The organism is Calidithermus chliarophilus DSM 9957 (genome assembly GCF_000430045.1).
In the GTDB taxonomy this organism is placed as follows: Bacteria; Deinococcota; Deinococci; order Deinococcales; family Thermaceae; genus Calidithermus; species Calidithermus chliarophilus.
In genome coordinates this window covers 2,441,962-2,454,753 of sequence record NZ_KE387023.1, presented here as the reverse complement: position 1 = coordinate 2,454,753, position 12,792 = coordinate 2,441,962, and the positions used below count along the sequence as shown (strand labels likewise).

The 12,792-nt window shown below is 68.6% G+C and carries 13 protein-coding genes and 1 tRNA gene; 7 read left to right on the top strand and 7 right to left on the bottom strand.

All coding sequences use genetic code 11. From position 1 onward, the window contains the following. Nucleotides 1–269: 269 nt before the first annotated feature. From MEICH_RS28035 to MEICH_RS0111895, 3 genes are all read right to left on the bottom strand, one after another. On the bottom strand, nt 270–617 hold the full coding sequence (locus MEICH_RS28035; protein ID WP_036218531.1) for a DUF4342 domain-containing protein: 348 nt from the start codon (nt 615–617) through the stop codon (nt 270–272). A 210-nt stretch (nt 618–827) separates the two neighbouring features. Further along, nucleotides 828–1,193 carry a DUF4342 domain-containing protein gene (locus MEICH_RS0111900; RefSeq protein ID WP_027892799.1) on the bottom strand — a complete coding sequence of 122 codons (366 nt, stop codon included), beginning with the start codon at nt 1,191–1,193 and terminating at the stop codon, nt 828–830. 242 nt (nt 1,194–1,435) lie between these two features. Further along, entirely contained in the window at nt 1,436–2,632 is a 1,197-nt protein-coding gene (locus MEICH_RS0111895; RefSeq protein ID WP_027892798.1) for a thiolase family protein, read from the bottom strand. A 136-nt stretch (nt 2,633–2,768) separates the two neighbouring features. Here MEICH_RS0111895 and MEICH_RS0111890 point away from each other — a divergent pair, with 136 nt between their 5' ends. Next, complete coding sequence (locus MEICH_RS0111890) at nt 2,769–3,476, top strand: hypothetical protein (RefSeq protein ID WP_157202755.1); 708 nt, start codon at nt 2,769–2,771, stop codon at nt 3,474–3,476. A gap of 99 nt (nt 3,477–3,575) precedes the next feature. Continuing rightward, nucleotides 3,576–4,163 (top strand): dioxygenase family protein, encoded by a 588-nt coding sequence (locus MEICH_RS0111885; protein ID WP_027892796.1) that lies wholly within the window; start codon nt 3,576–3,578, stop codon nt 4,161–4,163. Nucleotides 4,164–4,224: 61 nt separating this feature from the next. On the opposite strand, the gene MEICH_RS24835 is transcribed toward MEICH_RS0111885, so the two are convergent. Continuing rightward, nucleotides 4,225–4,944 (bottom strand): chromosome segregation protein ScpA, encoded by a 720-nt coding sequence (locus MEICH_RS24835; protein ID WP_036218530.1) that lies wholly within the window; start codon nt 4,942–4,944, stop codon nt 4,225–4,227. Beyond that, nucleotides 4,941–5,951, bottom strand: a complete 1,011-nt coding sequence (gene trpS, locus MEICH_RS0111875) for a tryptophan--tRNA ligase (RefSeq protein WP_027892795.1) — start codon at nt 5,949–5,951, stop codon at nt 4,941–4,943. The genes MEICH_RS24835 and trpS overlap by 4 nt, the downstream gene beginning before the upstream one ends. A 351-nt stretch (nt 5,952–6,302) precedes the next feature. On the opposite strand from trpS, the gene MEICH_RS0111870 reads away from it, so the two are divergent. Both MEICH_RS0111870 and MEICH_RS24830 read left to right on the top strand, forming a co-directional pair. Continuing rightward, nucleotides 6,303–7,337, top strand: coding sequence for a S1C family serine protease (locus tag MEICH_RS0111870; protein WP_036219222.1), 1,035 nt, complete (start codon nt 6,303–6,305; stop codon nt 7,335–7,337). Between the two features lie 99 nt (nt 7,338–7,436). Beyond that, nucleotides 7,437–7,934: a hypothetical protein gene (locus tag MEICH_RS24830; protein ID WP_157202753.1), complete on the top strand. Its 498-nt coding sequence runs from the start codon at nt 7,437–7,439 to the stop codon at nt 7,932–7,934. Between the two features lie 54 nt (nt 7,935–7,988). Here MEICH_RS24830 and MEICH_RS0111860 read toward each other — a convergent pair. Continuing rightward, a tRNA-Leu gene (locus MEICH_RS0111860) sits at nt 7,989–8,075 on the bottom strand. A gap of 97 nt (nt 8,076–8,172) precedes the next feature. Next, entirely contained in the window at nt 8,173–8,580 is a 408-nt protein-coding gene (locus tag MEICH_RS0111855; protein WP_027892793.1) for an acyl-CoA thioesterase, read from the bottom strand. 79 nt (nt 8,581–8,659) lie between these two features. Here MEICH_RS0111855 and MEICH_RS0111850 point away from each other — a divergent pair, with 79 nt between their 5' ends. The 3 genes from MEICH_RS0111850 to MEICH_RS0111840 all read left to right on the top strand — a co-directional run bounded on the left by MEICH_RS0111850 (nt 8,660) and on the right by MEICH_RS0111840 (nt 12,789). Beyond that, entirely contained in the window at nt 8,660–9,880 is a 1,221-nt protein-coding gene (locus MEICH_RS0111850) for a WD40 repeat domain-containing protein (RefSeq protein WP_027892792.1), read from the top strand. Between the two features lie 82 nt (nt 9,881–9,962). Continuing rightward, on the top strand, nt 9,963–11,714 hold the full coding sequence (locus tag MEICH_RS0111845; protein ID WP_027892791.1) for a M3 family oligoendopeptidase: 1,752 nt from the start codon (nt 9,963–9,965) through the stop codon (nt 11,712–11,714). 337 nt (nt 11,715–12,051) lie between these two features. Beyond that, nucleotides 12,052–12,789: a YebC/PmpR family DNA-binding transcriptional regulator gene (locus MEICH_RS0111840; protein ID WP_027892790.1), complete on the top strand. Its 738-nt coding sequence runs from the start codon at nt 12,052–12,054 to the stop codon at nt 12,787–12,789. The last annotated feature ends 3 nt before the right edge of the window (nt 12,790–12,792 follow it).

Below are 12,792 nucleotides of genomic sequence, written 5' to 3'. Positions count from 1 at the left end.
GGCGGCACGTCCGCGAGGGGGTGGCCGTAGGCCATACCGGCTCTGCCGGTAACCTGGAGTCCCTCGGGGGAGCCCCAGGGGGAGCAGGTTTCCGGCGTATGCCGGGTCGCGTACCGCGATGCCCTCGCCACGTGGAATGGCCTCCCCCTCCGGCCCCTGACGGCGGAGCGGGGGTCACCAAACCACCCCACCGCACACCCCCTCCCCCCCCCAGAAAAGAAACGAACGGGGCGAACACGAGGTTCGCCCCTGCAGGATTCCTCGCCCGCTCAGGGTTGGGGCGGGCTCGAGGGCGGCTCGGGGTTGAGGGTCTGCTTCTCCTCTTCCTCGGTGCGGGCCTCCACCCGGGCATCAGCCTGCCGCACCACCTTGAGCTTGAACTGCGTCACCATCCCCGCGATCGCCCCGATCGCCGCCAGGCGCGGCAGGGCCAGGGTGAGCACCCCGCCCACCAGCACCCCCGCCGTCAGGGGCAGGGAGATCAGCTCACTGCCGTCCGGCTTGCAGATGATGACGCGGGTCGCGCTGGCGTCGCGCAGCAGCTCCTGCACCCTCTGTACCAGGTTGGCGCTGGTGGCCTCGAGCTCATCGACCCACGTTCGCTTCTCTTCCGCCACTTGCGACCTCCTCATGCCGGATTCAAAAAGATAATCTTCCAAACCGAAGAGCCCCAGGGGCTATCTTTTCGGACCCCAGAGCGCACCCCTCCCTGACGGTCGGCGAAGCAAGCGTCTCCCTTCCAAGGGGCGCTACCGCCCTCCGCCACGCGGATAACTTCGGCCCTGTCGGTCCGCCGCCGGACAGCGCCGAACCGACCGAATCGGGTATCAGAGGGGCTTGTCCTCGGGCCGGACCTCCTGGTCCTGGGGCCGCACCTCGGCGATGGGCTCCTCCCGGATCTCGGTGGTGGCCCCCTCCTCCCGCTCGACCTTGAGCCGCACGCGGGTGACGATCCCGGCGATCACGCCGAGCGCCGCTAGCACGGGCAGGGCCACCGTCACCACGCCGCCCACCAGCACGCCCACCGTCAGGGGCACCGAGAAGATCTCCTCCCCGTTCTGCTTGCACACCGTCACGCGGCGGGCATTGCCCTCCTGCACCAATTCCCGAACCTTATCCACTAGCTGGCCGCCGGAAATCTCGATCTCTTCGACCCAGGTCTTGCCCTTGGTCTCTTGCGGATTCTCTGCCATGAATGCACCTCCTTGAGGGTAGTGTACTAAGCCTCGATGAGGCAAAGAGTGGGCGGGTTCCTGGCGAACTCTAAGGCCACGTCCCATCCGGGAGCAGCCCTACCGGGAGGGCGGGTCACGGCCCCCGCTCTCGCCACGGCCACCCTACCCCCGGCGACGTGACCCTCCCAGGGCCGAACGTCCCGATCCCGGCGGCAAAACAAAACCCCCGGCGCAAGGCCGGGAGCGCGAGGTCTTGTCGCTCAGGCCGGGAGGGCCTCGAGCGCCAGCGCGGTCGAGCCGCCCGTGCCGTGGCAGATCGCGGCCAGGCCGCGGCTCTTGCCGTAGGTGTGCAGGGCGTGGATCAGGGTGGTGAGGATGCGGGCCCCGCTCGCGCCGATGGGGTGGCCCAGCGCGATGGCCCCGCCGTGGACGTTGAGCTGCTCCATCGGCACGCCCAGCAGCCGGTGGAACAGGACGTTGTTGAGGGCGAAGGCTTCGTTGTTCTCGAAGAGGTCGAAGTCGGAGACCTGCATCCCGAGCTTGCCCAGGAGCTTCTTGACCGCCGGCACCGGGGCCTCGGGGAAGCGCCAGGGCTCCCCGGCGGCCCAGCTCGAGCCCAGGATGCGGGCGATGGGCTTGAGGCCGTACTTCTCCACGGCCTCGCCGCTCGCCAGCAGCAGCGCCGCCGCCCCGTCGGAGATCTGCGAGGAGTTGCCCGCGGTGAGCACGCCGTCCTTCTTGAAGGCCGGGCGCAGGGCGGCGAGGGACTCGAGCGTGGTCTCGGGGCGCACGCCCTCGTCCTTGCTCACCACCTCCACCCCCTTGCGGGTCTTGACCTCGACGGGCACGATCTCCCGGCCGAAGTGGCAGGCCTCGGCGGCCCGGGCCGCCCGCAGGTTGGACTGCAGGGCCACCTCGTCGAGTTCGGCGCGGGTGACGCCGAACTCGGCGGCCAGCCGCTCGGTCTGGTCGCCCATGGCCTCGCCGGTGAAGGGGTCGGAGAGCCCGTCGCGCTGGAGGACGTCCTGCAGTTGCTCGGGGGCCCCGGCCAGGTACTTGTAGCCCCAGCGGGCCCGGCTGCTGAGGTAGAAGCCGGTCTGGGTCATCGACTCCATGCCCCCCACCAGCACCAGCTCGGCGTCGTGGTTCTTGATCGCCAGCGCGCCGTTGGCCGTGGCCTGCATCCCCGAGGCGCACACCATGTCCACCGCGTAGCCGTCCACGCTCTCGGGGATGCCCGCCTTGAACGCGGCCTGGCGCGGGGGGAGCTGGCCGTGCCCGGCTCTGAGCACCTGCCCGAAGACGAAGAGGTCGAGGTCGCTGCCCTGCACCCCGGCCTTCTCGAGCGCCGCCTTCATCACGTGGGCGCCGAGGTCGATGGGAGAGAAGTCCTTGAGCGCCCCCCCGAACTTCCCGATGGGCGTCCGTACCGCTGAAACCACAAACACTTCGCGCATGATCGCCTCCTCGCTATATGCTACGGTATTTCCACGCCAAGATGTAAAAACGTTATACGAGTCTCGATTGCTAAGCCCCAGGGCCCCTCTTAAAATCAGGGTGATCCGAGCCAGCGTCAAACCCGGGGGTGGTCGCATGAACCGGTTGCTCGCGTATTCCACAGGCATCCTGAGCCTAGCCGTCGCCGGGTTCTGGGGCGTGGCGCAGAACACGGCCAGCCTCGAGGTCGTCGTCAGCGGCCTCCCCAAGGGCGTCGACGCGGCCGTGGTGCTCACCGGGCCGGGCGGCACCCGCCTGCGCATCGTGGAGAGCGTGCTGGTGAGCCAGCTCGGCACCGGCAACTACGTCCTGCGTGCCGACCGGGTGAGCGCCGGGGGCAACCTCTACGCGCCCAACCCCGCCTCGCACAGCCTCACGCTGGTGGCGGGGCGGCGTTACCGGGTGGAGATCCGCTATGCCCGGGTGGCGGGCGACACCGAAGCGGGAACGGTGCTCGAGCTGGGCCAGACCTGGAAGCAGGGCGGCCTCGAGCTCACCCTCCGCCTGCTGCGGACCAACCCCGACGGCCTCCTGATCGAAGCCAGCCTCACCAGCCGCCGGCAGGGCGACCTCGTGTTCCGGCTCACCCAGGACAACTTCAGCGCCAGCAGCAACCTGGGCCAGCCGGTCAAGATGCGCCCGATAACGGGCAGCTTCGTGGCCCCTCCCGGCCGGACCGTCCGCCTGGGCTACCTCACCCTCACCGCCGACCTCGCCGACCCCGGCCTCACCGAGATCATCGTCGTCGTCAGCGGGATCTCCACCATCACCGAGGCCAGGTGGCGTGTTCCCGTCGAGAAGTAACGCGGGCACGTCCCGCGCGCTTTCGCCCAATCTTCACACTCCTGCCCTACCTTAGGAGCCACCTCGAGCCCTAGAGGCCTCGAGCCCAGGAGGTTTGCCGTGAGAGACCGCCCGTGGACCCGGCGCAAGTTCCTCTGGGTCGCCCTGGCCGCCCCGATCCCGCTCGCGCTGGCCCAGCCCAGCCCCACCCTCCCCGCCACCCCCGCCTGCGGCGACGAGGACGACGAGCTCACCCCGCCCCAGACCGAAGGCCCCTACTTCAAGCCGCAAAGCCCCGAGCGCCGCTCGCTGCTCGAGCCCGGCCTCGGCGGCACCCGCCTGCTGATCCAGGGCTACGTGCTCTCGACCGGCTGCAAGCCCGTAGCCCGCGCCCTCCTCGACTTCTGGCAGTGCGACGCGCAGGGCCAGTACGACAACCAGGGCTTCCGCCTGCGGGGCCACCAGTTCAGCGACGCCAGCGGGCGCTTCGTGCTCGAGACCGTCGTCCCCGGCCTTTATCCCGGTCGCACCCGCCACATCCACGTCAAGGTGCAGGCCCCGGGCCGGCCGGCGCTCACCTCCCAGCTCTACTTCCCCGGCGAACCCGCCAACGCCTCCGACCGCATCTTCGACCGGCGCCTGACCATGGCCGTGCAGAAGAGCAACACCCTCTGGCAAGCCCGCTTCGACTTCGTGCTGCAAGTTTGAGTGGCTCATAGCCCATAGCCCCGGACCTGCCGCAGCTATGAGCCATCGGCTATCCGCGGCTTCAGTCCGCCGAAGCCTGCAACGCCGAGCCCGGCCGGGACACGTCGGGCAGGGTCTCCGGCGCGGTGAACTCGACCTCGAGCTCCCCGAAGTTCTCCCCCTGGCGCAGGCGCACGTCGCCCACGCGGTGGGCCTCGAGCAGCGCCGAGAAGGCCACGGTCTGCTCGGCCCAGGTCTCCAGCGGCAGTTGCCGGAACAGCGCCCTCCGCGCCCGGAGCAGAAAGCCCCGCACCCGTGCCCAGGCCTCCTTGAGCCCGAAGCGCTCGGGCTCCATCTGAATTTCAGCCCGGCGGGTGAAGGGCCGCACGGCCTCCAGCAGCCGCTCGACGGGCAGGGGCCTCAGGCGCCTGTCCTTGGGCAGGGGCGGCGGGGGCACCGGCAGCACCCTCGAGCGCTCCTCCGCCCGCTGGCGCAGGAACTGGATGGCCTCCTGCAGGGCGACGAGGGTCTCGAGGAAGCCCGTGGCCTCGTCGTCGAAGCCGTCCTCCTCCTGCGGCGCGGGCCTGGCCTTGGCGAAGGCCCGCAGCTTGAAGAGGATCAGCTCGGCCAGCAGCGGCAAGAGCTCGCTGCGCTGGGAGAGCTCGAGCGCCTCGACCTGCGCCAGGGCCTGCTCGACCAGCGACAACACCGGCAGTTCCTTGGCCGCCACGCTCCCCCGCCGCACCGCCTCCGAGAGCTGGAGGGGCGTGCCGGAGAAGCCGGGGAACTCGAGGTGGATCAAGAAAGCACCTTCCGCCGCGGGGAGAGCAGGCCGAACTTCTCGCGCACCTCTTCCATGGTGGCCTGGGCGATGGCCCGCGCCCGCCGGGCGCCGTCCTCGAGGGCGTCCATCACCCGCTCGGGGTTGGCCCGCAGCTCGGCGGCCCGCTCGCGGATGGGCCGCAGCGACTTCATCATCTCCTGGAACAGCAGTTGCTTGACCACCAACGTCCCGATGCCGCGGCGGGCGTATTCCTCGCGCAACACCTGGATGAGCTCGGGCGGGGCGAAGTACTGCAAGAACTTGAAGGCCACGCTGCGGTCGGGGTCGCCGGGGTCGGAGAGGCGGATGCGGGCGGGGTCGTCGGGCATGACCCGGATCTTCTGCCAGATGCTCTCGGCGTCCTCGAGGATGCCGATGGTGTTGCCCACGCTCTTGCTCATCTTGGCCTTGCCGTCGATGCCCGGCACGCGCGGGGCGTTGGGGTTGAGGTAGATCTGGGGCTCGGGGAAGGTCTCGCCGTACTCGAGGTTCCAGCGCCGCGCGATCTCGCGGGCGAGCTCGAGGTGCTGGGTCTGGTCGTCGCCCACGGGCACGGTGTCGGCCTTGTAGATGAGGATGTCGGCGGCCATGAGCACCGGGTACATCAGCAGCCCTGCGGGGACCGACTCGAGCTTGGCCGCCTTGTCCTTGAACTGCGTCATGCGGGTGAGGTCGCCGTAGGGCGTCTGGGTGGTGAAGACCCAGGCCAGCTCGGTGTGCTCGGGCACGTGCGACTGCACGAAGAGGATCACCTTGTCGGGGTCGAGGCCCGCCGCGATGTTGACCAGGCCGGCCTCGAAGGTGCGCTGCCGCAACAGCTCCTTGTCGTAGGCGGCCGGGTTGGTGGGCGCGTGGTAATCCACGATGCAATAGATCGCGTCCCGGCCGAGCTTCTCCCCCAGGGCCACGTAGTTGACCATCGCCCCGAGGTAATTGCCGATGTGCAGCTCGCCGGTGGGTTGAAACCCGGAGAAAACCCGTTTCATCCGGTTCAGGATACCAAAGTGGGGGTCAGGAAGAGCGTTCAGCTTTCAGCCGTCAGCGATAAGCACAAGGCTCGTGGCTCGTGGCCGTGGTTTACCCCACCCCAGCCCTCCCCACGCGCGGGGAGGGTTTATCCCCCCTACACCCCCCTCGCTAAGGGGGGAACAAGGCGTCTGGCGTCTGGCGTTTGGCGTTTGGCGTTCGGCGTACGACCCGCGTTTTGCGTTTGGCTATCGGCTATCAGCTATCGACTATCGACTACCAGCATTCGGCATACACCCCCAATTCTCAATCCCTTCACATCGTGCCCCAGATCGCCGCTCAGGCCCTCACCTGGCCCTACACTGATGAACATGCGAATTTGGTTGCTGGCCGTCATGGTCGGTTTCATGGGGCTCCTGGCGACAGGGGCTCAGAAGAACGATGAAACGCCCGTGCTGGACGCGCGGGCTGCGAAGGTGCAGCTCGAGCGGGTCTACGAGCAGATCCACCCGGCGGCGGTTCGCATCGAGACCCGGCCGCAGGGCACGGGTTCGGGCTTCTTCATCAGCGCCGACGGGCTGGTGCTCACGGCTTACCACGTCATCGAGGATACCGACCGCTTCTGGGTGCGTACCGCCGACGAGAAACGCTACCCCGCGGAGGTGGTGGGCTACGACGCCCTGCGCGACATCGCCCTCATAAAGGCTAGGGTGCCCGGGCCGGTGCCCTTCATGGAGCTCGAGACCGCCAAGCCCGTGCGCAGGAGCGAGTCGCTCATGACCATCGGCAACTCGCGCGGGGAGTTCATCGCCCCGCGCATCGGGACGGTCACCAACATCGGCCGCACCATCCGCGCCGACTTCCCTGGCGACCTCATCGCCTCGACCATGCCCTTAGCCCCCGGCGACTCGGGCGGGCCCGTGCTCAACACCGAGGGCAAGGTGGTGGCCATCGCCGTCGCCATCGGCCGCGAACAGCAGGACGGTCAGGACGTGCCGGTGTTCCAGAGCTACGCCACGCCCTTGCTGGGCCTGAACAACCTGATCGGCCAGATCAGGGCGGGCTACCGGCGGGACATCCCCTTCATGGGCGTGAGCCTCAGCCAGCTCACCGACGACGAGGCCCGCGCCTACGGGCTGCGCCAGGGCGGGGTGGTCGTGCTCGACCTGATCGAGGGCTACCCGGCGGCCAACTCGGGCTTGCAACCCCCGCGCCGCCTGTCCGAGAACCGGGTGCTCGCCGACCTGATCCTCGAGGTCGACGGCAAGGCCGTGCAGTCCTCCGACGAGCTCATCGCCTACGTGCGCAGCCGCCAGGTGGGCGACACCATCACCCTCAAGGTGCTGCGGGGCAGCGAGACCGTCACCGTCAAGATTACCCTCACCGCCAAGTGGCGCAGTAGCTGAGCGGATTCGCCCCCTCGAGCCCGGTTCAGGCCGGGCTCAGTTTTTGGACAGTGATCGCTCAGGCGAAGCGGGCACAGTATGGGCCGAAGGAGGTATTACATGGGACGTGTAACTGCAGTCTTTGATTCCAGGGCCCAGGCGGAAGCCGCCGTCAACGAACTCCGCACCATCGGCGTGACCGACAGCCAGCTCTCCTTCGTCTCCCGCCACGACATCGAGGAGAAGGGTGAAAGCGCCCTCGAGGGGGCCGGGAAAGGCTTGGCGGTCGGTGCTACGGCGGGCGCCCTCTTCGGCATCGCGGCCGCGCTGATCCCTGGCGTGGGGCCTTTCATCACCGCCGGTGTCCTGGCTGAGAGCCTGGGGGCGGTGGCGGGCGGCGCCGTGGCCGGCGCGGTAGTGGGCGGCACCACGGGCGGTCTGGCGGGGGCCATCGCCAACGCCGGTTACGACCCCAAGGAAGCCGAGTACTACGGCGCCGCGGTCGAGCGCGGCGGGGTGATGGTCGTGGCCGACGTGCCCGAGAGCCTCGAGCCCCAGGTGCGCGAGGTGCTCAACCGCCACAAGGGCAACTTCTACAACCCCGTGGGCTACCGCTAGGCCTCGAGCCGCGCGGCAAAGCAGAAACCCCAGGCTGCGGCCTGGGGTTTTTCGTGGTGCCGGGAACAGGACTTGAACCTGCACACCCTTGCGGGCACATGACCCTGAATCATGCGCGTCTACCAATTCCGCCATCCCGGCAGGGGAAGCGCTTCAGACGCAAAAGCAATAGTAGCGGGGTGACGCTGATTCGTCAAGGGGTCATCCGGAAAGCCGGCGGGTCCTCGAGGCGGCCGGGCTATAACCCCTCGACGGGCTGGGCCTCGAGCCGCCGGATCGCCTCGCGCAGGGCCGGGGGCAGGGGGCTGGGTTTGCCGTCCTCGAGCCAGACCTGCACCGTCTCGCCCCGGGCCGCGAGCTCGCCGTTGGACCACACCTCGAAGAGCATGCGGAAACTGCTGTTGCCCACCTTGTTCACCCGGGTCATCACCGAGACGTCGTCGTGAAGGACGATGGGGCGGCGGTAGTCCACCTCGGCCCTCGCCAGGATGAAGTTGCCGCCGCCCACCTGGTAGCCCAGCCGGAGGAAGTACTCCACGCGTGCCGTCTCGGCATAGCTCAGGTAGACCGCGTTGTTGACGTGGCCCAGCGGGTCGAGGTCGCGAAAGCGCACGTCGATGTGTACGGTGACGGGGAAATCGCTCACCGCTTAACTCTACATTCACGCCGGCGCGCTCGAGAAACCCCGCCTGCGGCCGCCGCGGCCCATGAATTAGAATGGCCCCATGCGCAGTTTGCTCTATGCACTCCTCAGCCTTACCTCCCTGGGCCTGGCCCAGGAGGGTCCCGGCGCCAACCTCAGCCTCAGTTGCGGCCTGCCCTCAGGGGTTACCCCCGAGGCGGTGAAGGTCTCACTGGGCAACAAGGAGATCGGCACCTGTGCCACCTCGAGCTACGCCCTCGAGCCCGGCAGCTACAAGCTGGTGCTGCGGGCCGAAGCCGCAGGGGGTACCTACTACTACTTCGAACGGACCGTGCGGCTCACCGACCGGCCCCTGGAGGTCAGCGCCCGGCTCGAGCTCTACGACCCCCGCAAGCCCGAAGGCTTCAAGGTCGCGACCACCTACGTCTACTCCATGGCCCACAGCCCCGACGGCCGCTACGTGGCGGTGGGCGCGGCCGACAGCACCGTGCGCATCTGGGACGTGCAAAGCCGCAAGGAGCTGCGGGTGCTCAAGGGGCACAGCAAGTACGCGCGGGCCCTCGACTTCTCCCGCGACGGCAAGCTCCTGGCCTCGGGCTCCGGCGACGGCACCATCCGGGTGTGGGAGGTGGCCTCGGGCAAGCAGGTCCAGCTCATGAAGCCGGGTAAGGGCGTGTGGAACCTCAGCTTCGACCCCACGGCCACCCGCGTCACCTCGGTGCAGCTCGGCGGGGACGTGGCGTTTTGGGACGTGAAGAGCGGCAAGTACCTCAAGGGGTTCAAGACCTCGCAGTTGCTGTTCTCCGCCGCCTTCAGCCCCAGCGGGCGCACCATGGTGCTGGGGCGCTCGACGGGCGGGGTGGAGGTCTGGGACCTGGGCAGCGCCCGCCGCGTCAACGTGGTGGAGCTGGCGAGCACCCCCGTCTACGCGCTGGCCTTCAGCCGCAACAACCGCTTCCTGGGGGTGGGGCTGGGCGACGGGAGCGTGCTGGTCTTCGACCTGCTGGCTCGAGAGGACAACGGCAACCCCAAACAGCTCGCCGCCCTCACCGGCCATGCCGACGCCGTCTCCAGCCTGGCCTTCAGCATCGACAACCGCTTTTTGGTCTCGGGCTCGGGCGACCGCACCCTGCGCTTTTGGGACCTGGGTAAGCCGCAAGCCCCCAGCCTGATGATGGTCTCCCCCGACCAGCCCGGCCCGGTCTACAGCCTCACCTTCAACCCCAAGACCGGCGTGCTGGCCTCGAGCGGCCAGGGCGGCCAGGTCTACCTGTGGCCGCGCCCGGTGAGCCGGCTCGAGTGAGCCCGAAAGGTGGCCCGAGGAAGCCTGCCCACACACGCTGCAGGTTCATTTCAGGCCGTCGCCCGGTGCGTATACTCACTCCATGAGCGTCACCGCACAACTCCCCCGCTGGAACCTCGAGCCCCTCTTCAAGGGCCTGCAAAGCCCCGACTTCCTGGACGCCTACGCCCGCCTCGAGCAGCAGATCACCGAGCTCGAGGCCCTGTTCGAGCGCCACGAGGTCAGGGCCCGGCCCATGCGTGAGGGCGACGCGGCCGCCTTCGCCGCCGTCATCGAGCAGCTCAACGCCATCAGCCTCTCGCAGAACCGCATCAACACCTACCTCTACGCCCTGGTCTCGACCAACTCGGGCGACGAGGAGGCCCAGGCCCGCTACTCGCTCTTCCGCAACCTTTCGCTGCGGCTGCAGAAGCTGCGCTCGCCCCTCACCACCTGGCTGGCGTCCCTCGACCCCGAGGCGGTGAACGCCGGGGAGTACCGCATCCTCCTGGAAGAAGCCCGCGTCCAGGCCGAGCACCTGATGAGCGAGGCCGAAGAGGTGCTGGCGGCCGAGCTCTCCCTCTCGGGCGGGGGGGCCTTCGCCCGGCTGCACTCCAACGTCTCGAGCCAGATCACCGTGAAGGTGCGGGGCGAGGAGTTGCCCATCTCCAGCGTCCGCCTGCTGGCCTTCGACCCCGACGAGGCCACCCGCAAGGCCGCCTACGAGGCCGAGCTCGAGGCCTGGAAGGCCCACCGGATCCCCCTGGCCGCCGCGCTCAACGGCTGGAAGGGCCAGCAGAGCACCCTCAACCGCAAGCGCGGCTGGGCCGACGACCTCGAGCCCACCCTCTTCACCAACCGCATCACCCGCAAGGCGCTGGGGGCCATGCAGGAGGTGATGGAGGCCAGCTTCCCCCACTGGCGGCGCTACTTCCGGGCCAAGGCCAAGGCGCTGGGGAAGGCGGGCCTGGACTGGTGGGACCTCTTCGCCCCGGTAGGCCACAGCCACAGCCGCTGGAGCTGGGAGGCGGGCCGCGACTTCATCATCGAGCACCTGGCCTCCTTCTCCCCTGCCGACGCCGAGGTGGCCCGGCGCATGTACGCCGAGGGCCGCATCGACGCCGAGCCCCGCAAGGGCAAGCAGGTGGGGGCCTACTGCTCCCACTTCGGCGGCGGCGAGAGCCTGATCTTCACCAACTACGAGGAGAGCTTCGGCGGGGTGAGCACCATGGCCCACGAGCTCGGCCACGCCTACCACAACTACTGCATGCGCTCCAAGCCCCCGCTGCTCGCGCGCGGCCCCATGACCCTGGCCGAGACCGCCAGCATCATGAACGAGACCATCATCACCGAGGCCGCCTTGCGCAAGGCGAGCGAGGCCGAGCAAGTCACGCTGCTCGAGGGCAACCTCCAGGACGCCGCCCAGGTGATCGTGGACATCCACTCCCGCTTCCTCTTCGAGCGCTCGGTCTTCGAGCGGCGCAAGGAGCGCGAGCTGTCGGCCAGCGAGTTCTGCGCCCTGATGCTCGAGGCCCAGCAGGCCACCTACGGCGACGGCCTGGCGAGCTACCATCCCTACATGTGGGCCGTGAAGGGCCACTATTACGGCATCGACTTCTACAACTACCCCTACGCCTTCGGCCTGCTCTTCGGGCTGGCGCTGTACAACAAGCACCTCGAGCTCGGCCCCGACTTCCTGCCCCAGTACGAGGACCTGCTCGCCTCGGTCGGGGTCTACCCCGCCAAGGAGCTCGCCGCCCGCTTCGGCTTCGACCTCGAGGATCCCGCCTTCTGGCAGGGGGGCATGGACGTGCTGATGGAGCGTATCGGGCGGTTCGAGCGGCTCGTGGGGTGAAGGGTGAGGGCTGATGGCGATGGTCGATGGTCGATAGCCCGTAGCCGATAGCGGATAGCCGAACGCCCAACGCCGAACGCCGGTCGTACGTCCTACGTCGTACGTCGTACGCAAGACGCAAGACGCCAAACGCCTCGTCACCCCCCTTAACAAGGGGGGCTGGGGGGATATTCCCTCCCCGCACGCGGGGAGGGTTCCCTTTTCACCACGGGCGATGGGCGATGGGCCACGGGCCAGGAGCCGCGGGCCTCCCGCTCACCCCTGAGGGCTGAAGGCTGAAAGCTTACCGCCTCCTCGAGCCCCCCGGACAGCGCCCTATAATGGAGAGCGGTGACTTATGGCAGGCCATAGCAAATGGGCTCAGATTAAGCGGAAGAAAGCCGCCAACGACCTCAAGCGCGGCAAGGTGATCAGCAAGTACCTCCGCGCCATCGCGGCCGCGGCCCGGGCCGGGGGTAGCGCCGACCCGGCGGCCAACGTCCAGCTCCGCAACCTCATCGAGGCGGCCAAGATGGACGACGTCCCTAACGACAACATCGAGCGCCTGCTCAAGCGCTTGCAGGGCGGCGACGATGAGGGGTCGAGCTACGAGGAGGTGGTGTACGAGGGCTACGCGCCCGGCGGGGTGGCGGTGCTGGTGTACGCCCTCACCGACAACCGCAACCGCACGGCCAGCGAGGTGCGCCACGTCTTCAGCAAGCACGGGGGCAGCCTGGGGGCCAGCGGCGCGGTGGCCTGGCAGTTCGACCGCCGGGGCTACATCTGGCTCGAGCCCAACACCGAGGCCGCGCAGGAGGCCGCCATCGAACTCGGCGCCCTCGACCTGCAGGAGAGCGAGGAAGGCCTGGAGATCTACACCGACCCGCAGGAGGTCTACACCATCGCCGGCGGGCTCAAGGAGCGCGGCTTCAAGCCCGAGGACGTGGAGATCACCATGATCCCGCAGAACACCATGGCGCTCCCCCAGGAGGACGCCGAGAAGGTGCTGCGGATGATCGAGGCGCTCGAGGACCTCGACGACACCCAGAACGTCTACTCCAACCTCAACCTCGAGAACGTCACGGTCGAGGCCTGACCC